We start from the raw sequence: 25,875 nt of genomic DNA, 5'->3' as shown, positions 1-25,875 counted from the left end.
GATTGTGACACTATTGGGTAAAATACTGGCCGCCCCGTTGGCATGGATTTACGGGGGCGTGATCGACATCCGTCACCGGTTGTTCGACTGGGGTGTGCTCAAGAGTCGGGAGTTCGACATCCCGATCATCTGCGTCGGGAACATCACTGTCGGCGGAACCGGTAAAACTCCCCATACCGAACGACTCATCGAACTGCTTGACGGCGAATTCAAGGTGGCCGTCCTCTCCCGCGGGTACAAACGCCGGACGAAGGGTTTTGTGCTCGCCTCGACCCACAGCTCCTTCAAGAAGATCGGCGACGAACCCAAACAGATCAAACTGAAATATCCCCATATCCCCGTTGCCGTCTGCGAAAAACGGGTCGAAGGAATCGAAAAGTTGCGCGCCGCCCATCCCGAGGTGAATCTTATCATCCTCGACGACGCCTTCCAGCACCGATACGTCGAACCCTGGGTCAACATCGTGCTGATGGATTACAGCCGTCCGATCTATGAGGACCACCTGTTGCCGCTGGGTCGGCTCCGTGATCGTCGCTCACAACTCAACCGGGCGCAGATCGTCATCGTGACCAAATGTCCGGAGGACATGAAGCCGCTCGACTACCGCATCATCAGCAAGCACCTCGATCTGTACCCCTACCAGAGCCTCTACTTCACCCACTTCCTGTCACAGCCGCCCGTACCCCTTTACCCGACCTTCGGGCAGCCTGCCAAACTGCCGCCCGGAACACCGGTCGTCGCCATGGCCGGAATTGCCAATCCCCAGCCTTTTATCGAAAAGCTCCGGCAGGACTACGACGTGGTGCGTACCTTCCTCTTCAAGGATCACTATGCCTTCAAGATGAAGGATATCCATGCTCTCGAGGAGGCTCTGAAAACGCTTCCGCCCCAGACCGCCGTTGTGGTGACCGAAAAGGATGCCGTGCGCCTGATGAAGAGTCGCAAAATCAGCGACGAGGTCAAACGCCGACTCTATTATAGTGCCATCCGTGTGGAATTCCTCGAAAATCGCGAGGCCGATTTCCACAGACAACTCGACCAATATGTCAGAGAGAATCAGAAATACAACGTGCTTCATCCGGAGTAGACTCAACATCGCCCCGCACCGGTATTATACCGATATGCCCGGCGGAGCCGTCGAAACGGGTGGCCTTCCCGCACCCCAGGTCGGAATTGTGCTGGGGTCCGGACTTGGCGCCCTGGCCGATTCGATCGAAACGATCGGAACGCTCGACTATGCCGAAATTCCCGATTTCCCCCGTTCGACCGTTCCGGGCCACCGCGGACGCTTCATCTACGGCCGGCTCGGCGGGAAGTACGTCATCGCCATGGAGGGACGTGTTCACTACTACGAGGGGTACCCTATCCGGGATGTGGTGCTGCCCGTGCGTGTCCTGTGTTGTCTCGGTATCGAAACCCTGATCGTATCGAACGCTGCCGGTGGACTCACACCGCTCTTTCAGGTCGGTGACATCATGGTTATCGAGGATCACATCAACCTGATTCCCAATCCGCTCGTCGGGCCGAACGATGCCGTGCTCGGCGAACGTTTTTCCGATATGACCCAACCTTATGACCGGAAACTGATCGCTCTGGCCCATCGTGTTGCCCGTGAACAAGGATTCTCCCTGCAGCAGGGTTGTTATGTGGGTACGACCGGTCCCAGTTATGAAACGCCGGCCGAGGTGCGCTATTTCCATACAATCGGCGGCGATGCCATCGGTATGTCCACTACGCCCGAAGTCATTGTCGCGCGTCATCAGGGAGTTTCGGTTCTTGGCTTTTCGTTGATTACCAATGCACTGAGAAGATCGGAAACCTCCGGATCACCGTTGACCCATGCCGAGGTGGTAGAAGCCAGCGGAGAGGCTACGCCGCGTCTGTGTGCGTTGGTGAGCGAGGTTGTTGCCCGCTTGTAAGCCCCGAGCATAAAAGGGCGAGGGTGTGCAACCGGGAGGACGAAGTAAACTTTGTGTGTGAAGAGGGACGTTACGGTCTGGAAATGAATAAAGCAGATGTGACGGATTGCGATGTCGGCCGCGCTATCGGGGGAGAAGGCTGATGATGGGGTATGTGTGGTGAGGCGGCTGGGCTAAGCAAGGAAGATTATCTATCGAACGAAATATTTTTCTGTCATGAGTGGGGTATATATACGCAAGATTGAGATCCAGGGATTGTGGAATATCTGTGATCTGTCGTGGGAACTGACGCCCGAAGTCAATGTGCTGGCCGGGAGCAACGGGAGTGGCAAGAGTACCGTGTTGCGTTGCCTGAGCGACCTGTTTACGACGGGTACCATCTCGAATGGACACCGGTGCCGACTGAAATCGCTGCATGTGGAGTTCTCGGACGGTACTACGGTCGGATCCGATCGGCCGTTCGATCCTTCGATTTACAATGTCTCCGTGATCAGTACGTTTGATACGGTGTTGCAGGAGAGCGACGCCATCTATAAACTCTCGGACGGGACGGTGGCCACCTATCTCGACTGGATTCTCTACAAACTCCAGAACCGTTACCTTACCTATCAGCTGGAGGTAGGGAAAAAGGTGATTGCGGCACTGCAGGCCGGACGTAGTGCGACCGAGGTGCAGGCGCTGACGATTCGTAAGACGCAGTATTTCGATATACTCGATTCGCTGCTCGAGGCGACCGGGAAACGTGTCGACCGGGATAGCGATACGCTCCAGTTTAAGACCCGATTCGGCGTTACGATCCAGCCATACCAGCTCTCCTCCGGCGAGAAACAGATTCTGATTATCCTCACCCAGGTGTTGATACAGGCCGGTCGCAGTTTTATCATGATTATGGACGAACCCGAGATCTCGCTTCACTTCGACTGGCAGCGGCGGCTGATCGAGGATGTCCGGAGCCTGAATCCCAACCTGCAGTTGATCCTGGCAACCCATTCGCCCGCCGTGGTGATGAACGGTTGGACCGACCGGGTGTCGGAGATCAGCGATCTGTTGCGTCCCATGCACGTGGAGCCCGCCAAATAACATCTGTTACTGCTCTTCTCCACGAAAAGTCGCGTTTCCTCCACGATTTTCTCCACGAAAAGTTTCTTTGATTCTTTCTTTTCAAAGAAAGAATGGCCCGCGCGGCCGGAGCGCCTAAAAAAAGAGCTCGATCCTGCGAACAGGATCGAGCTCTTTTTTCAAGATTCCAACTTGTAACTCTCCGTTGCTCTATTTCTGGTTTTCGAGCTGCTGCCAGATCAGAGCCGAGGCGCCCAGTACGGCTGCATTCTTTCCGTCGATACCCGACGGGAGGAGCTTCACCTTGTTGCGGAAGTTCGACAGCATGTGCATCTCCATGTACTTTTTGGTCGGTTCGAAGATGTACTTGCCGGCTTTGGCCAGCCCGCCGAACAGGAAGATGGCCTCGGGCGAGGTGATCGTCACGGCATCGGCCAGCGCCTGCCCCAGGATCATACCCGTGTATTCGTAGGCTTCGATGGCCAGACGGTCGCCGTTCAGAGCCGCTTTGGTAATCATTTCGGCGGTCAGTTCGTTGAAGCTGTAGTTGCGGAACTCGCTGTCTTCGATGTGGTCGGCCAGCAGTTTGAAGGCCGTACGTTTGATACCGGTTGCCGAAACGTAGGTTTCCAGACACCCTTTGCGACCGCAACCGCAGACGCGTGCGCTGGCGGTTTTGTTGACGATGACGTGGCCGAGTTCGCCGGCGAAGCTGTCATGGCCGTAGATGAGCTGTCCGTTGGCGACGAAACCGCTGCCCAGACCCGTACCGAGGGTCACCACGATAAAGTCTTTCATCCCTTTGGCGGCACCGTACACCATTTCGCCGATAGCGGCGGCGTTGGCGTCGTTGGTGATGAGCACCGGGATGGTGGGGTAGTAGCGTTTCATCTTTTCGACGAACGGAATGACGCCCTGCCAGATCAGGTTGGCAGCGTGTTCGATCGTGCCGTTGTAGTAGTTGGCATTCGGTGCACCGATACCGATACCGATGATCTCGTACTCACCGTCGAGGTTTTTCACCAGGCCCTGGATACCGATATAGAGCTCTTCGAGGTATTGGTCGAAATCCGGGAATTTCTTGGTAGGCACGACGCCTTCGCCGTACATGTTGCCCTCACGGTCTACCAGACCATATACCGAGTTGGTTCCTCCGATGTCGATCCCTACTGCTAATTGCTTCATTTGCTATTGGTTTATGTGATTAATCCTTTCGTAATTCAAATATAAAGATTTTTTATTTATTTGACAGCCAAAATGCAAGATAAATATTCGTCCCGGGTCGATTCTTTGGGGGGAACGACCGGAAAATTTCCGGTCAGGTGGCTTCGAAACGGGGTGAAAACGGTTTCCACGGGGCTGCTGGAAGTTAATCGAGCGGTAATAATGGTGATTCAATGGGATGGATTCCGGCCGCCGGGGAGTCGACGTGTGCCGAAAGGGGGCGAGTCCGGGAAATGACGGTAACCCTTGCAGGAGCTGTGTTGGGTGGATTACTGTCGAGGCCGATTCGGCTGTTGTCGATGGCAGTGAGGTGTTCATTGCCCGATCGGTCGGGACGGGCGTCCCGACATGAGGCGTTCGCAGAGGCGAAGTGTATAATCGGCTCGGAAAAATGTCGTATCTTCGTCATGAATTATACCGGTATGCGAGCCGATTGCCAACCATCGGTGCCGACGGATCCTTGGAGGTGCGTTTGGTACGGTTGCGGGTCTGCTCGACATGCCGAATCAATCCGGACGAAAGACTATGGAAAACAGAGAGACGTTGCTGCGGCTCGTGGAGGATGAGATCGGACGACTCCCCCTCGACAACATGCAGCCGCAGGGACTCTACGCCCCGATACGTTACATCCTGGAGGATGGCGGCAAACGGATCCGCCCCCTGCTCTGTCTGATGGGGGCCGACCTTTACAGCGGCGCTCCCCGGCAAGCGCTGTCGGCGGCCGTGGCCGTCGAGGTGTTCCACAACTTCACCCTGCTGCACGACGACATCATGGACAAGGCAGAACTGCGGCGCGGACGCCCTACGGTTCACCTCAAGTGGGGCGAAAGCGGCGCGATCCTCTCGGGCGACGCCATGCTGATCCTTGCCTATCAGATTCTACAGAGAGGAGCCTCGACCTACGGAACCGAGAAGTTGCCCCAACTGCTGGCCGTCTTCAACCGGGCCGCCATGGAGGTGTGCCAGGGACAGCAGTACGACATGGATTTCGAGAACAGCGACCGGCCCGTGACGCGCGAAGCCTACATCGAGATGATTCGCCTCAAGACATCGGTACTGCTGGCCGCCGCGCTGGAGATGGGAGCCGTAGTCGGCGGAGCCTCCGAGGCCGAACGGCGGGCGTTGTATGACTTCGGCGTCAACCTGGGGCTGGCGTTCCAGATACAGGACGACCTGCTCGACACCTACGGCGATGCGCAGACCTTCGGCAAGAAGATCGGCGGCGATATTGCCGTCGGCAAGAAGACCTTCCTGCACATCACCGCCATGGAACGAGCTTCGGCCGAGCAGCGCGAGGCGATCCTCGCGCCGGGCGACATTGCCGAGAAGCTGCCCCGCGTCCGCAGCATCTACGATGCGCTGGAGGTGCGTCCGGCAGCCGAAGCGGCCATCGCCTCCTATTTCGACGTGGCGCTGTCGGCGCTGCGCCGGGCCCATACGCAGGCCGACCGGCTGACCGTGCTCGAGGAGTATGCTTATTCACTGATGAAACGAAACAAATAGAGACCGATGTATAAAGAACTGTTCAACGACCCGCAGAACGCGACCGAAAAGATCTACGTGAACGGCCAGTTGCACCCCGACGTGCGCGTGGGGATGCGGCAGGTGAACCTCACCAACGGCGAACGAGTCGTGCTTTACGATACCACGGGTGTATATACCGAACCCGGCTACGAAGCTGATACCGACCGTGGCATTCCGCAGACCCGTGCCGGCTGGATCGCCGCACGTGCCGCCGCTCTGCCCGAAGGCGAGTTTCACACCCAGATGTGGTATGCCCGCCAGGGGATCATCACCCCGGAGATGGAGTATGCTGCGATCCGCGAAAACGCCGGTCTGGAGCCCGGCGACGCCCGTTACATCACTCCCGAGCAGGTGTGCCGTTCGATTGCCGAGGGCCGCGCGATCCTGCCCGCCAACCGCAAGCACCCCGAAACGGAACCGATGGTCATCGGTACGGAGTATCTGGTCAAGATCAACGCCAATATCGGCAACTCGGCCCTCGGCTCTTCGATTGCCGAAGAGGTCGAAAAGGCGCTGTGGGCCATCAAATGGGGGGCCGACACGGTGATGGACCTCTCGACCGGCAAGAACATCCATCAGACCCGCGAAGCGATCCTGCGCAACGTCCCGGTGCCGATCGGTACCGTGCCCATGTATCAGGCGCTCGAGAAGGTGCACGGCGTGGTCGAGGATATGACCTGGGAGGCCTACCGCGACACCCTGATCGAACAGTGCGAACAGGGGGTGGACTACTTTACGATCCACGCCGGCCTGCTGAAGGAGCATGTGCCGCTGGCCCAGAAACGCGTTACCGGAATTGTTTCGCGTGGCGGCTCGATCATGGCCAAATGGATGGCCCATCACGACCGCGAAAGCTTCCTCTACGAACATTTCGACGAAATCTGCGAAATCATGGCCCGTTATGATGTGGCGCTGTCGTTGGGCGACGGGTTGCGGCCCGGCTGCATCGCCGATGCCAACGACGCCGCCCAGTTCGGTGAACTCAAGACCCTCGGCGAGCTCTGCCAGCGGGCCTGGCAACACGACGTGCAGGTGATTATCGAGGGGCCCGGCCATGTGCCGATGAACCGCATCCGCGAGAACATGGACCGTCAGATCGAGTGGTGCCACGGTGCGCCGTTCTACACCCTCGGGCCGCTGGTGAGCGACATCGGAGCCGGCTACGACCACATTACCTCGGCCATTGGCGGGGCGATGATCGGGTGGTTCGGCACGGCGATGCTCTGCTATGTGACCACCAAGGAACACCTGGCCCTGCCCAACCGCGACGATGTGCGCGAAGGGGTGGTGACCTATAAACTGGCAGCTCACGCGGCCGATATTGCCAAGGGGCATCCCGCGGCCATTGCCCGCGACCTGGCGATGAGTCGTGCGCGGTACGATTTCCGCTGGCTCGACCAGTTCAACCTCTCGCTCGACCCCGAACGGGCCCGGCGCATGCACCGTGAAATGGTGGCCGGCGATGCCGATTTCTGTGCCATGTGCGGTCCCCACTTCTGCGCCATGCGGATCACCAAATCGATCAAATAGCAGTCTCCGTTGAACGGCTTTCTGCAGGAATCTTCGCTGTCATTCGATTGATTCTTAGTGAAATATCAGGCGGTATGTGGAGGAAAAGTTCCATGTGGAACAGTCGGAACCGGAACAAAATAATTTGCTGAAAAGATGGATACTTTTTTGTTCGACAGCATCATCGTCGGGCCGATCCACAGCCGTCGGCTCGGCACTTCGTTGGGTGTCAATCTGCTGGCCCCCGATGCAAAACTCTGTAATTTCAACTGTATCTATTGCGAATGCGGGTGGAACGGTGCCCACGGACACGGAGCCTTCAACCCCTACGACCGGGTGATCCCGGCACTCGAGGCACGGCTGAAAGAGATGGCGGCTGCCGGGAAGCTGCCCGACGTCATCACCTTCGCCGGTAATGGCGAGCCTACCATGCACCCCGAGTTCGACCGCGTGGTCGATGCGACGATCGCGTTGCGCGACCGTTACGCTCCGAATACCAAGGTGGCCGTTCTGAGCAACGCCACGATGATCGACCATGAATCGGTGCGCAAGGCGCTGCTGCGGGTCGACCGTAACATCCTCAAGTTCGACTCCGCCATCGATGAGACCATGCGGCACATCAACCAGCCGCAGAACCATCGGAGTGTGGCGCAGATTATCGAACTGCTGCAGGAGTTTCAAGGGTGCCTTGTGGTGCAGACCATGTGTCTGCGCGGCGATTACGGCGGCCATCACATCGACAATACGACGCCCGAAGAGGTCGAGGCTTACCTCGAGGCGATCCGTCAGATCCATCCTTCCGAGGTGATGCTCTACACCATCGACCGTAATACGCCGGCCGACGATCTGCAAAAAGTCTCGTACGACGAGATGGAGGCCATCGCCGCACGTATTCGCGATCTGGACCTGGATATCGTCACCTCCGTTGCCCGATAACGGTCGGCCGACCTCGGCCCGGCATTGATTTTGTGCGGATAAACCGTTGAAATGAAATGTGCAGCCGGAACCGTCTGAGCCGTTGCATCGGCCGGACAGTGTATTTTCGGGGGGGGCGAAACCGCCTGCGATGTGTGCCGCTCGATACGGATGGGCGGCGGATGTTGCTGCCCGATACGCTCCCGTCGGGTGAGAATTGAGCGGGTTTCCGTACCGAACGCATAACCGTATATATAAAGAGAACGCATCGCCGGAACAATCCAACAGAGATTGTTCCGGCGATGCGTTTCATGTCAGGCTGGAGCAAGTGTTGTTCTGCTCCCGGGAGCGGATGTTTTGTCTTGGAAAGGTGTGGACCGCTGCGGAATATTCGGAGCCGGCGGTTGTCCGTGTCTGCCCGTGGTTGCCCGTGTCTGCCCGTGGTTGCCCGTGTCTGTCCGTGGTGGGGGCGGATTACATCAGGCACAGCGCCATGGCGGCTCCGGCCTGTGCAATGGCGTATTCCAGCTCCATCAGGCTGTCTTTCATGGCGTACCATTCGCCGAGTCCCATCAGGGCGTCGATCGAGTTGATCTGTCCCTCGCGGGCGGCCTGTTGGAGCAACTCCGGATAGTCGGCCCCCCAGTTGTCCTGGAAACGGGCGGCAAGCGCCTCCGTGAGCGTCTGGTAGCGGGCGTAGAGCGAACGCAGCCGGGTGCGGGCCGACAGTTCGGTCGCTTCGTGCTGGGCCATCGCTGCTTCGTTCAGCGCCTTGGCGTGGCGCGTGCGACCGCTGTTCTGCCACAGCGGCAGCGAGATGCCGGCCAGCAGTCCGTTCGTTCCTTTCGAACCTTCGACCTCGACCTTGTAACCCACTTTCAGTTTCGGAATCCACTCCTGACGGCTCAGTTTCAGTTCACGCTGGGCGATCAGCGTATCGATCGCGGCAGCCTGCAGTTCGTAGTCGGCGGCCAGTGCGGCGGCGACGAACTCATCCTCCGTGCCCGTGAAACGGAACTGCGGATAGCCTTGCGGGGCGATCGGGGTGCCACCGTTCAGCTGGGTCAGCGTGGCGGCGGCCTCTTCGCGTTCGGTTTCGATCAGCGTCAGGCTGTTCTCGATCTCGGTCAGCAGCATCTGGGCGTTACGCATCTCGATAACGGTGTTTTGGCCCGCCTCGACCCCCTGTTTGTAGAGGTCGATGACCCGACGGATGTCGTCGCGGCGTTTCGTGAGGATCGAGATACGCTCTGTGGCGTAGTTCAGGCTCAGGTAGGCATCCGACACGGCGGCCATCACGCCGCGTTTGGCCGCCAGAAACTCCTGGTCGGCTTTCGTGGCGCCCAGTTTGCTGATCTTATTGCGCTGGTGATAGACGGTCGGGAAGTCGAAGGCCTGTTCCACGGCCAGTTCGTAGCGGGTCTCGCCGGCAAAAAAGTATTCGAGGCCGACCTCCGGATCGTCCGGAGCCAAACCGGTGCGCAGCCCGCGCAGGGTGGCCGTGTGGTTCTTTTGGGCTGCCGTCAGTTGCGGGCTGCGTGCGGCCACGTCGTTCAGAAAAGCCGCATAGTCGTCAGTCTGGGCGGTGGCGCTGCCGGCGGCCAGAAGCAGTGCAGGCAACGCTATCAGTGTGAGTATCTTCATCTTCTAATGGTGTTTTCGGTTCATCAGGGAGTACACGACCGGTACGACAAACAGGTTCAGCAGGGTCGAGGTCAGCAGCCCGCCCAGGATCACGATGGCCATCGGGCTTTGGATCTCGTTGCCGGGCAGGTCGCCGCCCAGCGCCAGCGGAATCAGGGCCAGTCCGGAGGTCAGGGCGGTCATGATGATGGGGCTGAGGCGGTCGGCCGAGCCGTGCAGGATCTGTTCATGCAAAGATAGTGCCGCGCCTTCCGGTTCGCAGGCGAGGTGGCGGTAGCGGGAGATCAGCAGGATGCCGTTTCGGGTGGCGATCCCGAAGAGCGAGATGAAGCCGATGATCGACGGGATGCTGACGATGCCCGACGTACACCAGATCGAGACCACGCCGCCGATGATGGCCAGCGGCAGGTTCAGCAGCACCACGCCGGTCAACCGGAGGTCCTTGAACTCGTTGTAGAGCAGCATGAAGACGATCAGGATGGCCAGCAGCGAGGTGAGCAGCAGCGTGCGCGAGGCGGCGGCTTCGCTCTCGAACTGTCCGCCGTATTCGATGTGGTAGCCTTCGGGCATGGGAACCTGTTCGGCGATGCGTTGCTGGATTTGGGTCACCACGCCGCGCAGGTCGGCCCCCTCGACGTTGCCCGATACGACCAGTTTACGGCTGACGTTCTCGCGGTTGATGGCGTTCGGGCCGGTGGTCGAGACTAGCTCGGCCAGGTTGCCCAGCGGCACCTTGACCGTTTCGCCGGCGGCATTACGGCCGTCGAGCAGGATTTGCGAGATGCCCTCCATCGAGGAGCGGCTCACCGAGTCGAACTTCAGCGTGATGTCGAAGTTGCGCTCCCCTTCGTAGACCTCCGACACGGCACGACCGGCCAGAGCCACTTCGACGGTCTCGGTGAACTGGGCCGGGGTGATGCCCCACTGGCTGAGGACGTTGCGGCGCGGTTTGATCTGCAGCTGCGGACGCTCGATTTGCTGTTCGACGTTGAGGTCGACCAGACCGGGGATATCCTGCGTGGCGGCCTTGATGCGGTTGCCCAGCGCGAAGAGTTCGTTCAGGTCGTCGCCGAAGACCTTGATGGCGATGTTCGACCGGGTGCCCGAGAGCAGCAGGTCGATGCGGTGCGAGATGGGCTGTCCGATCTCGAAAACAATCCCCTTGATGTTGCTGAGGCGTTGGCGCACGTCGGCAAACACCTCGGCGCGGCTCCGATCCTTCAGCACGAACGGCACGTCGATCTCCGAGGTTTCGGTGCCGAGGGCGTGTTCGTCGAGTTCGGCGCGGCCGGTCTTGCGCGAGACGATCACCACTTCGGGAACCTGCATCAGTTGCTCTTCGGCCAGTTCGGCGATCCGGGTGCTCTCTTCGAGCGAGGTGCCGGGCAGGGCCGAGACGGAGATGGCCATCGAACCTTCGTTGAACGGGGGCAGGAAGTTGCGGCCCAGCGTGGTGAAGATGGCCACGGCCCCGACGAAGAGCACGATGGCGGTGGTGATGACGATTTTGCGGTGGCGGAGGACGCCGGCGAGCATCCAGGTGTAGCCGGCTTTCATGCGGCGGACAAGCCACGGTTCGCGTTCGTGGCGGCCGAGCATCCGGTCGCCGGTGAGCAGATAGCTGCCGAGAACGGGGGTCAGCGTGATGGCCACGATCATCGAGGCGAAGAGCGACACGATGAAGGCGATGCCCAGCGGCTGAAGCATGCGTCCCTCCATGCCGCTCAGGAAGAAGAGCGGAGCGAAGGTGACGATGATGATGAGGGTGGCGTTCCAGATCGAGGCCCGGATTTCGGTCGAGGCTTCGTAGACCACCTGGAGGGTCCCCTTGCGTTGTTCTTCGGGCAGCCGGTGGTTTTCGCGCAGCCGTTTGAAGACGTTTTCGACATCGATGATGGCGTCATCGACGAGCGAACCGATGGCGATGGCCATACCGCCGAGACTCATGGTGTTGAGCGAGAAGCCGAGCACCTTCAGCACGATCATCGAGACCAGCAGCGAGAGGGGAATGGCCAGCAGTGAGATGATGGTGGTGCGGAAGTTCCCCAGGAAGATCATCAGAATTACGACCACCAGTACGCCGCCTTCGATCAGGGCGCGTTCGATGTTGTTGACCGAGCTTTCGATGAAGGTGGCCTGGCGGAAGATCTCGGTGGTGACCTGCACGTCGGGGGGCAGGTTGCGGGCGATGTCGGCGATGGTGGTGTCGAGCAGATCGGTCAGTTCGAGGGTCCCGGTGGCGGGCTGTTTGGTCACCGAGAGGCGGACGGCGCGGATGCCGTTCACCGAAGCGTCACCCATTTTCGGAGTTTTGCCGCCGGTGCGGACCTGGGCGATGTCGGCGATGGTGACGGGGGTGCCTTCGGGCGAGAGTTTCACCACACTCGAGGCGATCTCTTCGGGCGAGGTGGTGCGCACCATGCCGCGGACGATGTATTCGTTGCCGTACTGGTTCAGGATGCCGCCCGAGGCGTCGGTATTCATGCTTTGGGTGGCGGCGAGCAGTTCGTCGAGGCTGACGTTGTAGTGGCGCATCAGCTGGGGCGAGGCGACGATCTGGTACTCCCGGATGTCACCGCCTACGACGGTGACCTGGGCCACACCGCCGGTCGAGAGCAGACGCGGGCGCAGGGTCCAGTCGGCCAGTGTACGGAGCTCTTCGAGCGAGGTGCTGTCGGCCGTCAGACCGATCACCATCACTTCGCCCAGGAGCGACGACTGGGGCGCCAGTACGGGAGTCTGTGCCCCCTGGGGCAGCCGTTCGCCGATGCCGGAGAGCTTTTCGGCGACGATCTGTCGGGCGAGATAAATGTCGGTTCCCCAGTCGAATTCGACGGTCACGGTCGAGAAACCGGTGGTGGTGGCCGAACGGACGCGGCGTACGTCGGTGGCGCCGTTGAGGGCGGTCTCGATGGGGAAGGTCACGAGGCGTTCGACCTCTTCGGAGGCCATGCCGGGGGCTTCGGTCATGACCACCACGGTCGGCGAGGTGAGGTCGGGAAAGACATCGACCTCCATCCGGCTGGCGGTGTAGGCGCCGGCGATGAGCATCAGCGCCGATACGATCATCACGCTCAACCGGTTGTGGAGCGAGAAGTGTATTATCTTGTTAATCATCGTTTACTGTGGTTCGGTTTGGGTACGGGGGACGGACTCTGCGGGCGGGGCGGAACGGTTCCGCCTTGGAGCGGGGGCCTGTTGCGAAGCGCGAAGGCGTACCGGTCGGTGTCGTCGCGTGTGGTGCGGAGGGCCGGGAACGGGGGTGCGGCGAGCGGGGCGTCGCAGTATCTCCGGTGTGCTTCCGGTTCAGAGTCTTGTCCGGATGGAGGTGAATGTTAATGCGAGTGGGAGTGGCCGTGAGGGATCGCGTTGGACATGCTGGCCAGACGGACGTAGTAGGCTCCCGTGGCGACCACTTCGTCGCCGGGGGCGATCCCGCTCACGATTTCGATCCGGGCACCGTCTGTCGCACCGACACGGACGGCCTTTTTCAGGTAGTGGCCGGGCGAGGTGCGGACATAGAGGTAGTGGGCGCCCTGCTCTTCGGTGAGCGCGGAGAGCGGCACGGTCAGGATGTTGTCGCGGGTGGCTCCTTTCAGGAACACTTCGACGACCGAACCGGCCGTCAGGTTGCCGCGGTTTTCGAACTCGAACCGGATGGGGAGAGTCGGCGAGCCGTCGCCAACGCTCCGTGCCGACCCGATCATGCGGCCGCCCAACTGGGCGAGGTCGTAACTCTGGCCGTCGTATGGGGTGGTGAAGTTGGCGGTGCGGATCTGTGCGGCTTCGGCCAGGTGGCGTTGCGGCAGGTCGGCGCGTAGCACGAGGTTGCGGTTGGCCGAGATGGTGGCCAGCGGCTGGCCGGCGGTCACGTAGTCGCCTTCGCTCACGGCCAGCGAGGTGATGTATCCGCCGAGCGGAGCCACGATGCTCTTACCGCCCTGGGTGGCGTTTTCGGAGAGGACGGCCACCTGCCGGCGGGCAATGTCGACGGCCAGTCGCGCGGCTTCGAGATCGGCGCCGCTAACGACCTTGTTGCCCGAGAGCGATTCGGCGCGGGCATAGTCGGCTTCGGCTTTGGCCAGTGTGGCACGTGCATCGGCCAGCTGCTGGGGGTAGTTGCCTTCGGCCATGCCGGCGGAACCCAGGATCAGAAAGGCGCTGCCTTTGGCTACTTTCGAACCTTCGGTCAGCTGGCGTCCGCCGAAGCTGACGATGCCGGAGGTGGTGGCCGTAACGGTCGAGCGGTCGCCCGGGGCGGCTTCGATGCTGCCGCCGGTGCGGATCACGCTGGCAAACGGGGCCGGGGTGACGGTATCGTAGGTCAGGCCGAGCGACTCGGCCTGATGCTGGTCGAGCAGGATCACGCCCGGGGCGTGTTCGTCGTGGTTGGCTTCGGCCGCTTCTGCCTCATGATCGTGGCCGGCGGCCATCTCGGCTTCATGGTCGTGGCCTTCTGCCTCGTGGTCATGGCCTTCGTGACCTTCGGCTTCGTGGTTATGGGTCTCTTCAGCGTGGTCGTGGTGGTCGGCCGAGGTGCCTGAAGCACAGCCGGAAAGTGCCAGCGCGGTGAGCGCCGACAAAAGTATCAGGGATATTTTCATGGAGAGGTTCTCGTTTTATGGTTTTGCATGAAAGGGTGTTGCCGTGCGGGTCCGAAGGGGCGACGGCAGGGATGCTGAGGGAGCAAAACTATAAAACGGGAGGAGCGCGGCCGGCCCGGGTGCCGGGACACCATTGCGCGATCAGACGGCTGTCTGTGATGAAATGGGCTGTGGCACGGCGCGTTTCGGGAATTGTCTGGAGGAGGCTTGTGCCGGCATGGCGATCATGGGCGACAAGCAGTTGGATGTCGGGATGGGTGGGGTGGTCGTCTCCGCAGCGTAGGGTGAAGGGGAGCGGAGCGGCGCATCCGACGCTGTTGCAGTGGCAGTCGCAGTCGGCGTCGATCAGCATTTCGCTGCCACAGGCTCCGATCACGGGAGCGTTGTGGTGGCGGCACGGTTCGATGGCTTCGGTGCAGATGGCCAGGTCGGAGGCCCGGTGGTGATGCGGGATGACGGCATGCAGAAACATTACCGTGCAGGCTATCAGCACGGCAACAAACGAGATGTGTCTGCGTCGTTGCATCTTTTAGGGAATCCGAAGGTTCGGTCCCAAAGATACGGATTTTATTTCGATTTGCGCGACGAGGTGTCTTTCTGTGGGGTGGGGTAGTCGAGTCCGAGCCGGTGGAACATTTCGATGTCCTGGGCTTTGAATCCGACCTGGTCGAGGGTCTCGGGACGGTTGTGGTCGTTGAGGTAGTGGCGCGGGGTGACGGTGAACCGGGGCGAGGTGACGGCCAGCGAGTCGTTGCGGTACGGGGTGTCGACACCGCCCAGATCGAGCAGCGTGTGGAAAATCACGTTGGTGGTGACGGGCTTCGTGCTGTTGGCTGCGGCTTGGGCGTGGGCCTGGGGCCACAGGGTGTCGTAGCGCGGCGAGAACCAGATCAGGCAGGGGATGTGGAGCTGGTAGTAGCTGGGGATGGGCGACGCGTGGAGGAACAGTTTGCGGCGGTCGTCGTAGAGGTCTTCGCCGTGGTCCGAGGCGTAGAGCATGGCCGATGCGGTGTGGGGCAGAGCTTGCAGCCGTGCGATGATGCCGTCGAGCAGTTTGTCGGTGGCGCGGATCGAGTTGTCGTAGGCGTTGACCAGGATGTCGCGGTTTTTGAAGCCTACGGACTCGTAGCTGGCCGGACGGAAGTAGATGTCGTTGACGGGATAGCGTTCCTGGTAGTCGAAGTGTGAACCGTAGGTGTGCAGCACGATGAAGAGTTTGCGGAGGGTGGTGTCGGCCAGCAGCGGGTCGACGCTCTCCAGCAGCACGTTGTCGTACGGGTTGTAGTCTTCGCCTTTGGCCATCCGGTTGGCTTTCAGGAAGACGGTGGTGTCGGCCTCTTCGCCGAAGTAGTCGATGAACGAGCGGTTGGGCAGCTGGTTGGAGAAGAAGGCGGTCTGGAATCCGGCCTCCTTGAAGGCGGTCAGGATGCTTTTCTGGGTGTAGAGGGTGTTGAAGTTCTCGGCCGAGGCGGCGCTCATCATGATTGGCACACTCTTATGGGTGGCATTGGCCTGGGTGAGCATGTCGCGGAACCAGACCATGTGGTCGGTGTGGCGGATGAGGCGGGGGGTGGTTTCGCGGTCATAGCCGTAGAGTTGCCAGTTGAGGGCGCGCGAGGTTTCGCCGACTACCAGGATGTAGACTTCCCGGACGCTGTCGGCGTGTTCGGTCGTGGCTTCGAAGCGGAAGTCACGCGAGGTCTCGGCGTAGTGCTCGCTTTGGTCCCATCGCTCGACGGCGAGCTGAAGGTTGTAGGCGATGTTGGCGGGCCAGATGTCGAGTTTGACGCGGTAGGCGGGATCCTGCATCCGTGCTCCGAAGATGGTGGCCACGCCGACCAGGAAGAGTGCGCCGGCACGCAGCCGGTTGCGGCGTCGGAACTCGGGGGTGAGCCGGTCGGCGATGCGGATCGACATCACGCCGAGAATCAAGGTCGGTACGTAGAGCAGGATTACGCCGGCAATGGCGGGCACGAGTTTGCCGAGCAGTTCGAGTGCTTCGCCGGAGTTGGTGGTGGCCACGTTGAGCAGCATGTCGACGGCGATGATCGAGTTGCCGAACAGGTAGAGCAGCACCAGTTGGAAGGCTCCGAATACCAGCAGGGGCAGCATGCACCAAATGGGGATGCCGGGTCGTCGGCTAAGGGTGAGCAGGGCCATCCATACGGCTCCCGGAACCACGATGAGTGCGACCCGTCCGAGCAGGGGAAGGGGCTCGGTGAAACACAGAAAGAGGTTCGGAACCAGCAGTACGACCAGAAAGACCCAGTAGTAGGTCCGTTGGTCGGCGAGCCGGCTTTTGAGTCGCGACAGCAGGGTGTGTGGGTTAGAAGGCTTCATTGATTTGGAAGAGGAATCCGCTCTGACCTTTGCCGAAGCCGTAGTCGAGGCGGACGTTCACGCGTTTCTTGAATTCCCACCGGTAACCGATCCCGTAGTTGGGGAGGGTGTGGTTCCAGCGGAAGGTTTTGAAATCTTTGTATACATTACCGGCTCCGACCCAGGCGGCGATCCCGTGGCGGTGCCAGATGTGCTGGCGCAGCTCCATCTGGATCTCGGTGAGGTTGTTGTCGCGGTACCGTCCTTCGTAGTAGCCGCGCATGCGGTACGAGCCGCCGAGTTTGGCCATCATGGTCCAGGGTACGTCGCCGTAGTTGTGCTGGGTGTGGAAGTCGAAGGCCAGGACGGCCCCTTTCCACAGTTTCTGGTAGTAGTCGACGATCAGGTCGGTACGGCCGTAGGCGTATTTATTGCCGAGCCATTTGGTGTTGGCGTACTGTTCGAGGCGGACATACCATCCTTTATAGGCGTTGGTCATCACGTCTCGAGAGTCGTAGTTCAGCACGAAGCCGATCCCCAGGCTGAATACGGAGGGATCCTGTCCGTTGAGCAGTTCGGGGCGGTCGAAGTGGAGCCCGTCGACGTAATCGACGCTGGCCAGCGGGCCGAGGTAGAGGTTATTGGCGATGCGGAACTGAAAATCGACCTTCAACTGGTTCTGTTTGCGGGTGTACCGGCTGGCGTTGGCATTGTCCACGGCCATGTCGTAACCGATGCCCCAAAAGGCGCTGGGGAACGAGAAGGTGTAGAGCAGGTAGTTCAGCCGATACCGGTCTTTGGGCCAGATGTTGGTACCGCGGATGCCGACCATGTAGAAACCGGAGGTGGCTACGGAGCTGAAGAGCGATACGTTCGAGGGTTGCAGCAGGGTGTCGCTGCGGTCGGTACGGTAGAGCCCCGAGGCAACGATCCCCAGCCCTACCTTGATGTCGTTCGAGTAGAACGGACCCCCGATGATGCTGAAGTCGAATTTCTTGTCGCGTTTCTCTTTGTTCGACTCGGTGAAAAAGCGGGCAAAACGCTGCCATCCGGTCAGTTTTGCGGCCGTGTCGGCCTTTGCGGTGGTGTCTGCGGCGGTGTGGCGTCCGGTGGTGTCGACCGCGACGCTGTCTGTGGTGTGTCGTGTCTTCTTTTTTGCTGTTTGGGCTGCGTTGGCGGCGTCCGGCTGGCTGGCGAGCAGGGGGAGGAGCAGCAGGGCCGCGAGCAGATGTCGCAGACGTAATGGGCTGTTGTGGCTCATTGGTGGGGGGTGTAGTTTCAGTATTGGAATTTCACATTATCGACCCACAGGCTGTTGCCGACGGTTCCGATGTAGGCGCCGCCATAGCTGGAGGTGATCTGGAGAATCAGGTGGGTGGGTTGTTCGTCGGCCGAGGCCCATCCGGTTTCGTGGATCGGCACCATCTGGCCTTTGCTGTTACGGCCCCAGTAGGGGTCTTCTTCGGGGATCAGGCCCATGTGGGGGCGGTAGGCGGGATCCGAGGTGATGTCGCCGTAGTGAATCGGGATCGAGTGGTTGTTGATCCAGTCGGGGGTGTTCCGTCCGAAACGTTCGTTGGCGGTGGCCACGCGTTTGGCATAGAGGTTCCCGTCAGCATCTTCCCAACGTTTCTGAAGCATCAGCGTCACGTCGGCGAAGTCGGGGCCGGGGATGGTCTTCTGGGAGCTGAAACCGGTGGCTTTGATGCGGTTGGGTGATCCGTCGGTGTGGAACTTGTAGTCCAGGATCAGGGCCGTGGGACGGCCGGTGAACGGGACGCCCTGGTTGAGTTTGGCCAGCGGGTTTTTGGTATCTTTGATCGGTTCGAGCATCTCGCCCAGGAAAACGCTTCCCGAAGCCAGCACCGAGATGTTGATCAGACCGAGCACTTTGACGGTCTCCATGCGGGTGTCGAGGCGGGCGCAGTATCCGTTGCCGCGTTTCTCGGGGAAGACGGTGACGCTGCATTTGGTGATGCCGCTGACCTTGGCCAGCACGTTGGAGGTGCGCCAGGGGGATTGCGAACTGCGTCGGTAGGGGATGTCGCCTTTGATGGTGTCGCCGGGTGCGATCTCGTAGAGGTAGCGCACGTTGCCGCCGATCACCCCTGACTCTTTGATCTCGCGGACGGTCCAGCGGTCGAAGTTGCCGTAGGCCAGGCCGACGGTCTTTTGACTGGAGGCTGTCGGGATGATTCCCGGGCTGGCGAGGATGAGCAGGGTGGCGATAAGTTTTTTCATAGCGGTTCTTTTTATTGGCGAAGCGGGGTATCGGGTTCGCGTTGTTTAGGTTACCGTACTTGTTGTGTCTTTTTCCTCCCGGTGGTGGCTGCGCAGCGTTGGTTTCCGATCCTAATCGTCAGGATGTAACAATTTTGCAAAGATACGAATTATTTATGTTTCGAAAATTCGGCCACTTGCCGGTGTTCTCATTATGAACAGAATTCCGACACTTCATGTTGTGTTTCGTGACGTTTTTGAACCTAGCGGCCATCAGAGCCGCAGTTTTGTCCATTTTCGTGGGGCGGGGGCACAACGGGAAGGGGGGCGCTGTGCCGACTGCGGACAGGACGGTGGGGGCGGAGTGTCGTTGTGGTGGGCATGGCATGGGTTACGGCATTGGAGGAGTAACGGTACGTGCGGGGTCGGCGGGCGAAGTTATGGCTTGGCGCTGCCGACCGGTTGCAGATAGTTCCGTAACAACTCTTGTGCCGAAATCGGCAAGAGGCTGATTGATGCCCGGTTACGCGGGCGTATTTCGGGTGGTTTCCGGGAGAAAAACGACAAAATGAGGTGTGCTGAACGGATATTCGCCTGCGGAATCGGAAACTGTGGTACCCTGCGCGAAGAAGTGGAGCGCGGCGAATAGGTGATGGCTGGAAAGAAAGCGGCAGAAACGGCGCACATTCCGTTTCTGCCGCTTGTGTGTGGGGTGACAGGCGGGACGAACGGGGGCGAGGAATCGTTTCAGTGGCGGCAAACGGCGATTCGGTGTACGATCCGAAGGGCGGAGGTCAGCTGTGAAAGGTCGGGGTCGATCCGCCCGTCCGTTCCGTCGGGACTGCTGTGTCCGATCGGACGAGCCTGCCAGCAGCTGTCGCGTGAGGTCAGGTCGACGGTCGCGGCCCAGACCAGGGCGGGTTGTCCGCTGCCCATCGCGCCGCCCGACCAACCGGGCGATCCCGGTTCGGCCTCTTTGGGGTAGGCGTCGTTGAAGTCGGTCGAGTGGTTGACCTCGGCCCTTATGACAAATCGTTGCGGCAGGCTGTCGGAGCTGAAACCGATGACGAACGCACCGTGCGGCGTGGCTCCGGAGGTGGCGTCGGTCAGGGGCTGGCTGCGGGTCGGCAGATAGAGGCCGTCGTCGTAGCGTACGCCGCGTGCGTGGCACCAGACGGGCAGCGCTTCTGGCCGGCGGTTGCCGCCGGCCAGAAGCCAACCCTGCGAGGCTATCTTCTCGCTGACATAGAGGGTACGCAGGTAGCGGCCGTCGGTGTCTTCGACCCAGACAGCAATCTGTGGGGCGTTCCGGCGTTTGATACCGAGCAGTAGCGGGAAGTCGTGCAACCATGCGCTGCCGGGTTCGACCACGACCCGCAGGTCGCCCTCGCCGTAGCGTGCGGTGTCCGGTCGACAGGCGGTGAAGGCGAGCGACAGACCTGCCAATGATAGACCTGCCAGCAACAGACTTGGCCGTAGCCAGACCGCCGTCAGCAGACCAAAACGTGCATGTCGTCGCGGCGTGCTCATTTTGACTTGCTTTTGAAGGTGGCGGTCCATTGGTCGATCAGGCTGTCGATTCCGGCGGCGTATGTCTCCCATCCGGCGGGCTGTTGGAGCGGCAGGCCGTTGTAGGTCGGGCAACTCTCTTCGAGCAGGGCCAGGTAGCTCACCGAGGCGGAGATTAGCGTGGCCAGTACGGCCACTTCGGTCCGCGGTCGGCCGGTGAGCTGGCTGACGGACTCGACGAGCCACAGACCGGTCGCTTCGCGCTGGCTGCGCAGTTCGGCGATCTGTGCGTTGTTGCCGCTGAGTTCCCAGCGGTAGAGCCGTTTGAGGGTCGTGTCGCTGCGCAGACGTTCGATTTGGCTGCGGAACATCTGTTTCAGAAAGATTCCCAGGTGTTTCTTCTTGGGAAGTTCGGGGCGGTAGTCGATCCAGAAGTCGTGGGTGCGGATGTAGGCGGCAATCAGCCCGTCCAGTGATTCGAAATATCGGTATATCAGTACTTTCGACACTCCTGCCCGGGCGGCGACGGCGTTCACGCCCAGCCGTTCGAAACCCTCTTCGGCCACCAACTCGCCGATGGCCCGCAACAGCGATTGTTCGGTCGTTTCCCGGTCTTTCTCGGTGCGTATTTTGCGGTTTTCCATAGTGTGAATAAGAGTTACCTTTTGGTTACAAAATTATGTTACTCTAAGGTAACATGCAAGCGAAAACCTTCATTTTTTACCTTTAGGTTGATGTTTTGCTGTGATTTAGGAATCTTCTTTAGAGGGATGCGGGGCGCTGGCGAACGAATTGGTGCTCTTTTATGAACCCGACTGGTGTGTTCAGGGTGCGAAACGGAGAATTCGGGATGCGAAATGGGGGAGTCCAAAGCGTGAAACGGGGAGTTCAAGGCACGAAACGGGGAGTTCGGGAGCCGATTTCCCGGGTTGGGCAACGAAACGCCGCTGAGAACAGGCCGGTGCCGATACCTTCGCGGTGTGAAATTCAAAACCGGACCGATGAATATAAAGGCAATCAGCATTCTGCTTCTTCCGCTGGGGATGATGTTCGCCACGGCCTGCTCCGGCGGACAGAGCGTCGCCGAATCGCCGCTGGTGGTCGAGACAACCCGTGCGGTACCGGCCGAAACGGCTCAACGCAAAGAGTTTCCGTTTATTTCCAAGCCGTTGCGCACCTCGGAACTCTCGTTCCGCGTGTCGGGACCGATCGAGCAGTTTGATGTCTACGCCGGGAATTTCTACCGGCGTGACGCGGTGATTGCCGAGATCGATCCGCGCGATTTCCGGTTGCGCTATCAGCGGGCCGAGGCGACCTGGCGCCGGGCCAAGGCCGATTACGAACGCATCGAAGCGCTCTACCGCAAGGACAACGTGTCGGCCAGCAGTTATGAGGCGGCGCGGGCCGAGCATGTGGCGGCCGAGACTGCCTATGAAACGGCTGCGAACGATCTGGAGGACACGAAACTGCGGGCTCCGTTCGACGGTTATGTCGGCGAAGTGTTCATCGAGCGGTTTCAGGATGTGAAGGCTTCGCAGCCGGTGGTGACATTGACCGACATCTCGGAGTTGCGCATCGAAATCTACGTGACGCAGGACATCGCCATGCGGGCCGACGAGTTGCGCGAGGTGAGTCTGGTTTTCGACCAGATGCCCGATCGGGAGTTCACGGCGCGGGTGGTCGATTGTGCCCGCAGCACCACGCCGAACAACCTCTCCTATTTGCTGACGGCGCTGTTGCCCAATCCCGACGGAAAATTACCGGCCGGGTTGTCCGGACGGGTCTGCTTCGACCTGCCGGCGGCCGCTTCGCGTGCGGTGGCCATTCCGCAGGCGGCGCTGTGCCACCGCCCGACCGTGGGCGATTACGTGTGGGCTGTCGATACCCTGACAGGACGGGTCGCTCAGCGCCCCGTGACGCTGGGCGAGCTGCTCCCGGGTGGAAGAATCGTCGTCAGCAGCGGGTTGAAGAGTGGAGAGACGGTGGCTACCAGTGGATTGCGTTTCTTGAGTGACGGTATGGAGGTGCAGGTGAGTGACGGCGCCCGTGCGGAGACTGCTTTGCGACAGTGACCCGGCGACGCAAAGAGTGTGTATGCAACCGAGGTCTGCGGGCGCTTCATGTCCGGCATGTGAGTGGAGGTTTTGGGGCGCAGGTGCAGGCTGGAGGGGCGAAGCGCGTGACGGTTGAATGACGGAATGATCATGACGGACAGAGGTGTTTCGATGGGGGGAGACGACAGCTCTCTGGGGGGGAGTGTCGTGTCTCGGAAAGCCTCTGCCCGTCTTTTTTTGTGAACGGATCGTCCGATCGGGCAGTTCGCGGGGCGGCTGGTCTTCAGGGGTCGAACCTGTCGGCCGGGGGCAGCGAAGGTGGTGGATAATCAAGATTTTCATGACGATATGAATGGATTTGTAAAATATTTCCTGAAAAACAGGGCGGTGACCTGGCTGTTGCTCGTGCTGGTGCTGGCGGGCGGGTTGTTCTCCTATGTCCATATGGGCAAACTGGAGGATGCTCCGTTCACGATCAAGCAGGCGTTGGTGCTGACCCCCTATCCCGGGGCTTCGCCCGCCGAGGTGCAGGAGCAGGTGACCGATGTGCTGGAGGAGTCGATCCAGTCACTCGGCGAGCTCTACTACCTGAAGACCGAGAACCGTGCCGGAATGTCGAAGATCACGGTGTATGTCAAGAAGGAGATCCGCGCCGATCAGATGCAGCAGCTGTGGGACAAACTGCGACGCAAGGTATCCGACGTGCAGAGCAAACTGCCGGCCGGTGCCGGTCCGTCGGTGGTGAACGACGATTTCGGCGACGTGCTGGGGGTGTTTTACGGCATCACGGGCGACGGACGCACCTATCGCGAACTGGAGGATCAGGCCAAACTGCTCAAGAACGAGCTGCTGAAGGTGAAGGATGTGGCACGGGTCGAGGTGTACGGCATGCAGACGCCGACGATCGACGTGACGGTGCGGCCGTCGGTGCTGGCGCGAGGCGGGCTGACCACGGCCGACATCGCCCGGGCGTTTGCCGCGCAGAACAAGGTGGTGGATGCCGGGGCGGTCGAAACGGCCGAAAACCGGCTCCGTATCGAATCGACCGGGAATTTCTATTCGCTCGACGACATTCGGCGGATGACCATCACCTCGCAGACAGGCGAGCATTTCCGGCTGGCGGACATTGCACGGGTCGAGGAGGGATACAAGAGACCGGCCGGAAATATCATGCGTATCGATGGGAAACCGGCGTTGGGGGTGGCCGTGGCGACCGTATCGACCGGCAACGTGGTCGATATGGCGCGTGCCGTGGCCGAGTGCATCGACCGTTTCGAGCGCACGTTGCCCGAAGGGTTCGACCTGCATCCGATCTACGACCAGGGCTACGAATCGGAGGTGGCCAACCGCGGCTTTGTCTGGAACCTGATTATTTCGGTACTGACAGTGGTCGGGATTCTGCTCTTTTTCATTGGTTTCAAAAACGGAATCCTGATCGGGAGCGGACTGGTCTTCTCGATTTTCGCCACGCTGATCGTGATGTACGTACAGGGGATTGCCCTGCAACGCATGTCGCTGGCCGCCATCATCATCGCCATGGGGATGCTGGTCGATAACGCGATCGTGGTGTCGGACTCCGCGCTGGTCAACATGCAGCGCGGGATGCGGAAACGGGTGGCCATTCTGCGGGCCTGTTCGTCGACGGCTCTGCCGCTGCTGGCCGCCACGGCCATTGCCATCCTGACCTTTATGCCCATCTACTATTCGCCCCACATTACGGGCGAACTGCTCTCGTCGCTGGTGATTGTCATCGGTATCTCGCTGATGTTCAGCTGGGTGTTTGCCATGACCCAGACGCCGTTCTTCATCCAGCAGTTCGTGCGGCGTCCCCGTCCCGACGAGTTGAAGGGGGTGCCCTTCTCCGGACGGGGATACGACCGGTTTCGCTCCTGGCTGCGGTTTGTCATCCGCCACAAGTTTGCCACGCTGGTGCTGCTGGTCGGACTGCTGGTGCTGGCGGCCTGGGGATTCCGGTTCGTTCCGCGGGTCTTCACCCCCTCGCTCGACAAGGCCTACTTCACGCTCGACATGTGGCTGCCCGAGGGAACGAGAATCGAAAAGACGGATACGGTCGCGGCGCGCATGGTCGACTACGTTGCGGCGCACGAGTCGGTCGAGACGGTCTCCTCCTACGTGGGACGGACCCCTCCGCGCTACTACCTGTCGAACATTTCGATCGGCCCGCAGTCGAACTATGCCCAGCTGCTGGTCAAGTGTCGCACCTCGGCCGAGGCGCGTGCGTTGCAGGCCCGGTTGCAGGACTCCATCCGGCTGCGTTTCCCCGAGCCGTTGATCAAGGTGAATAAGTTTGAGTTGAACACCCTGCCCGAAGCTGTGATCGAGGCGCGTTTCCTGGGACCCGACCCGGCGGTGCTCGATTCACTGGTCGGGGTGGCCATCGAGATCATGCGTCGCAACCCCAAGGTGGCCGATGCCCGCAACGAGTGGGGCAATATGGCGATGATGATCCGGCCGGAGTACGATCCGGTGCGGGCCGGCGCAATGGGGATCACCAAGGCCGAAATGATGGAGTCGGTCAAGGCCGGAAGCGACGGCCTGGCGGTGGGCGTCTATCGCGATCGTGAGAAACAGGTGCCCGTGCTGCTGCGCAGCGAAGAGGGCGACCTGACCGGGGTGGGCGATCTGCCGGTCTGGAACGGCGAGCGTTCGGTGCCGTTGTCGCAGCTGACCGGCCGCATCGAGACCACCTGGGAGTATCCGCAGATCAGAACCTACAACCGTCAGCTCTCGATGGCCGCCATGTGCGGGGTTGTCCCCGAAGCCACGATGGCCGAGGTGCACGGCGAAATCCGGGATCAGATCGAGGCGATCGAACTGCCCGAAGGGTACTCCTTCTTCTGGGATTCGCAGTTCAAGGACCAGAGCGAAGCGATGGAGGCACTGATGAAGTATTTTCCGGTGGCGTTCCTGCTGCTGGTGGTCATTCTGGTGGCCCTGTTCGGGAACTTCCGCGAACCGGTGATTATTCTCTGCATCCTGCCGATGTCGCTGATCGGGATCGTCGCGGGGCTGCTGCTCACGGGATTCGACTTCGGTTTCTTCCCCATCGCGGGGTGGCTCGGGCTGCTGGGCATGATGATCAAGAATGTGATTGTGTTGATCGACGAGATCGATGTGCAGTATCGAACGGGTGTGTCGCTGCAGCAGGCGATTGTCGAGGCGACGGTCTCGCGCACGCGGCCGGTGCTGATGGCGGCGACCACGACCCTGGCCGGGATGATCCCCCTGTTGTTCGACGTTGCGTTCGGCGGAATGGCGGCGACCATCATCTTCGGGCTGACCTTCGCCACGGGGCTGACGCTCTTTGTCACGCCGGTTTTGTACGCCGTATTTTATAAAGTAAAGATTCGATAG

At 60.4% G+C, this 25,875-nt stretch carries 18 protein-coding genes; 8 read left to right on the top strand and 10 right to left on the bottom strand.

Going from position 1 to position 25,875, the window contains the following annotated elements:
* Positions 1-4: 4 nt before the first annotated feature.
* The 3 genes from lpxK to BQ5379_RS06655 all read left to right on the top strand — a co-directional run bounded on the left by lpxK (position 5) and on the right by BQ5379_RS06655 (position 2,999).
* Positions 5-1,087, top strand: coding sequence for a tetraacyldisaccharide 4'-kinase (gene lpxK / locus BQ5379_RS06665; RefSeq protein WP_235846039.1), 1,083 nt, complete (start codon positions 5-7; stop codon positions 1,085-1,087).
* Positions 1,044-1,919 (top strand): purine-nucleoside phosphorylase, encoded by an 876-nt coding sequence (locus BQ5379_RS06660; protein ID WP_083377631.1) that lies wholly within the window; start codon positions 1,044-1,046, stop codon positions 1,917-1,919. Before lpxK ends, BQ5379_RS06660 begins: the two co-directional genes overlap by 44 nt.
* A 216-nt stretch (positions 1,920-2,135) precedes the next feature.
* Positions 2,136-2,999: an AAA family ATPase gene (locus BQ5379_RS06655; protein WP_071134715.1), complete on the top strand. Its 864-nt coding sequence runs from the start codon at positions 2,136-2,138 to the stop codon at positions 2,997-2,999.
* A 189-nt stretch (positions 3,000-3,188) separates the two neighbouring features.
* Here BQ5379_RS06655 and BQ5379_RS06650 read toward each other — a convergent pair whose 3' ends face one another.
* The gene (locus BQ5379_RS06650) at positions 3,189-4,163 is read right to left on the bottom strand and encodes an ROK family protein (RefSeq protein WP_071134714.1); all 975 of its coding nucleotides are present in this window, start codon (positions 4,161-4,163) and stop codon (positions 3,189-3,191) included.
* A gap of 564 nt (positions 4,164-4,727) precedes the next feature.
* On the opposite strand from BQ5379_RS06650, the gene BQ5379_RS06645 reads away from it, so the two are divergent.
* The 3 genes from BQ5379_RS06645 to BQ5379_RS06635 all read left to right on the top strand — a co-directional run bounded on the left by BQ5379_RS06645 (position 4,728) and on the right by BQ5379_RS06635 (position 8,171).
* Positions 4,728-5,705: a polyprenyl synthetase family protein gene (locus tag BQ5379_RS06645; protein WP_071134713.1), complete on the top strand. Its 978-nt coding sequence runs from the start codon at positions 4,728-4,730 to the stop codon at positions 5,703-5,705.
* Between the two features lie 6 nt (positions 5,706-5,711).
* Positions 5,712-7,256: a phosphomethylpyrimidine synthase ThiC gene (gene thiC / locus BQ5379_RS06640; RefSeq protein WP_071134712.1), complete on the top strand. Its 1,545-nt coding sequence runs from the start codon at positions 5,712-5,714 to the stop codon at positions 7,254-7,256.
* 135 nt (positions 7,257-7,391) lie between these two features.
* A complete protein-coding gene (locus BQ5379_RS06635; RefSeq protein WP_071134711.1) occupies positions 7,392-8,171 on the top strand; it encodes a radical SAM protein in 780 nt (259 codons plus the stop codon).
* A gap of 453 nt (positions 8,172-8,624) precedes the next feature.
* On the opposite strand, the gene BQ5379_RS06630 is transcribed toward BQ5379_RS06635, so the two are convergent.
* The 9 genes from BQ5379_RS06630 to BQ5379_RS06590 form a co-directional block, all read right to left on the bottom strand.
* Positions 8,625-9,794 (bottom strand): TolC family protein, encoded by a 1,170-nt coding sequence (locus BQ5379_RS06630; RefSeq protein ID WP_071134710.1) that lies wholly within the window; start codon positions 9,792-9,794, stop codon positions 8,625-8,627.
* Positions 9,795-9,797: 3 nt separating this feature from the next.
* A complete protein-coding gene (locus BQ5379_RS06625) occupies positions 9,798-12,911 on the bottom strand; it encodes an efflux RND transporter permease subunit (protein WP_071134709.1) in 3,114 nt (1,037 codons plus the stop codon).
* A 218-nt stretch (positions 12,912-13,129) separates the two neighbouring features.
* Entirely contained in the window at positions 13,130-14,398 is a 1,269-nt protein-coding gene (locus tag BQ5379_RS06620; RefSeq protein ID WP_071134708.1) for an efflux RND transporter periplasmic adaptor subunit, read from the bottom strand.
* 88 nt (positions 14,399-14,486) lie between these two features.
* Positions 14,487-14,924, bottom strand: coding sequence for a hypothetical protein (locus BQ5379_RS06615; protein ID WP_071134707.1), 438 nt, complete (start codon positions 14,922-14,924; stop codon positions 14,487-14,489).
* Between the two features lie 41 nt (positions 14,925-14,965).
* Positions 14,966-16,738: a phosphoethanolamine transferase family protein gene (locus BQ5379_RS06610; RefSeq protein WP_071134706.1), complete on the bottom strand. Its 1,773-nt coding sequence runs from the start codon at positions 16,736-16,738 to the stop codon at positions 14,966-14,968.
* Positions 16,725-17,978 (bottom strand): BamA/TamA family outer membrane protein, encoded by a 1,254-nt coding sequence (locus tag BQ5379_RS06605; protein ID WP_071134705.1) that lies wholly within the window; start codon positions 17,976-17,978, stop codon positions 16,725-16,727. Before BQ5379_RS06605 ends, BQ5379_RS06610 begins: the two co-directional genes overlap by 14 nt.
* Before the next feature lie 17 nt (positions 17,979-17,995).
* Positions 17,996-18,958 (bottom strand): PCMD domain-containing protein, encoded by a 963-nt coding sequence (locus BQ5379_RS06600; RefSeq protein ID WP_071134704.1) that lies wholly within the window; start codon positions 18,956-18,958, stop codon positions 17,996-17,998.
* A gap of 726 nt (positions 18,959-19,684) precedes the next feature.
* The gene (locus tag BQ5379_RS06595) at positions 19,685-20,467 is read right to left on the bottom strand and encodes a DUF2271 domain-containing protein (RefSeq protein WP_235846038.1); all 783 of its coding nucleotides are present in this window, start codon (positions 20,465-20,467) and stop codon (positions 19,685-19,687) included.
* Positions 20,464-21,090, bottom strand: a complete 627-nt coding sequence (locus BQ5379_RS06590; protein WP_071134703.1) for a TetR/AcrR family transcriptional regulator — start codon at positions 21,088-21,090, stop codon at positions 20,464-20,466. Before BQ5379_RS06590 ends, BQ5379_RS06595 begins: the two co-directional genes overlap by 4 nt.
* A gap of 357 nt (positions 21,091-21,447) precedes the next feature.
* Between BQ5379_RS06590 and BQ5379_RS06585 the strand changes: the two genes are divergently transcribed.
* Complete coding sequence (locus tag BQ5379_RS06585) at positions 21,448-22,518, top strand: efflux RND transporter periplasmic adaptor subunit (RefSeq protein WP_071134702.1); 1,071 nt, start codon at positions 21,448-21,450, stop codon at positions 22,516-22,518.
* Between the two features lie 330 nt (positions 22,519-22,848).
* Positions 22,849-25,875, top strand: a complete 3,027-nt coding sequence (locus BQ5379_RS06580) for an efflux RND transporter permease subunit (protein WP_071134701.1) — start codon at positions 22,849-22,851, stop codon at positions 25,873-25,875.

The organism is Millionella massiliensis, assembly GCF_900104655.1.
GTDB classification, from domain to species: Bacteria; Bacteroidota; Bacteroidia; order Bacteroidales; family Rikenellaceae; genus Rikenella; species Rikenella massiliensis.
The sequence above is the reverse complement of the archived record's forward strand: the minus strand, read 5'-3'. Positions and strand labels throughout refer to the sequence as shown.

Excerpts from the sequence above, each read along its gene's own strand:
- BQ5379_RS06585 (WP_071134702.1), top strand. The coding sequence starts at position 21,448 with ATGAATATAAAGGCAATCAGCATTCTGCTTCTTCCGCTGGGGATGATG.
- BQ5379_RS06600 (WP_071134704.1), bottom strand. The coding sequence starts at position 18,958 with ATGAAAAAACTTATCGCCACCCTGCTCATCCTCGCCAGCCCGGGAATC.
- BQ5379_RS06660 (WP_083377631.1), top strand. The coding sequence starts at position 1,044 with ATGTCAGAGAGAATCAGAAATACAACGTGCTTCATCCGGAGTAGACTC.
- BQ5379_RS06620 (WP_071134708.1), bottom strand. The coding sequence starts at position 14,398 with ATGAAAATATCCCTGATACTTTTGTCGGCGCTCACCGCGCTGGCACTT.
- BQ5379_RS06615 (WP_071134707.1), bottom strand. The coding sequence starts at position 14,924 with ATGCAACGACGCAGACACATCTCGTTTGTTGCCGTGCTGATAGCCTGC.
- BQ5379_RS06635 (WP_071134711.1), top strand. The coding sequence starts at position 7,392 with ATGGATACTTTTTTGTTCGACAGCATCATCGTCGGGCCGATCCACAGC.
- BQ5379_RS06655 (WP_071134715.1), top strand. The coding sequence starts at position 2,136 with ATGAGTGGGGTATATATACGCAAGATTGAGATCCAGGGATTGTGGAAT.
- thiC (WP_071134712.1), top strand. The coding sequence starts at position 5,712 with ATGTATAAAGAACTGTTCAACGACCCGCAGAACGCGACCGAAAAGATC.
- BQ5379_RS06645 (WP_071134713.1), top strand. The coding sequence starts at position 4,728 with ATGGAAAACAGAGAGACGTTGCTGCGGCTCGTGGAGGATGAGATCGGA.
- BQ5379_RS06590 (WP_071134703.1), bottom strand. The coding sequence starts at position 21,090 with ATGGAAAACCGCAAAATACGCACCGAGAAAGACCGGGAAACGACCGAA.
- BQ5379_RS06595 (WP_235846038.1), bottom strand. The coding sequence starts at position 20,467 with ATGAGCACGCCGCGACGACATGCACGTTTTGGTCTGCTGACGGCGGTC.
- BQ5379_RS06610 (WP_071134706.1), bottom strand. The coding sequence starts at position 16,738 with ATGAAGCCTTCTAACCCACACACCCTGCTGTCGCGACTCAAAAGCCGG.
- BQ5379_RS06605 (WP_071134705.1), bottom strand. The coding sequence starts at position 17,978 with ATGAGCCACAACAGCCCATTACGTCTGCGACATCTGCTCGCGGCCCTG.
- BQ5379_RS06650 (WP_071134714.1), bottom strand. The coding sequence starts at position 4,163 with ATGAAGCAATTAGCAGTAGGGATCGACATCGGAGGAACCAACTCGGTA.
- BQ5379_RS06580 (WP_071134701.1), top strand. The coding sequence starts at position 22,849 with ATGAATGGATTTGTAAAATATTTCCTGAAAAACAGGGCGGTGACCTGG.
- BQ5379_RS06630 (WP_071134710.1), bottom strand. The coding sequence starts at position 9,794 with ATGAAGATACTCACACTGATAGCGTTGCCTGCACTGCTTCTGGCCGCC.
- BQ5379_RS06625 (WP_071134709.1), bottom strand. The coding sequence starts at position 12,911 with ATGATTAACAAGATAATACACTTCTCGCTCCACAACCGGTTGAGCGTG.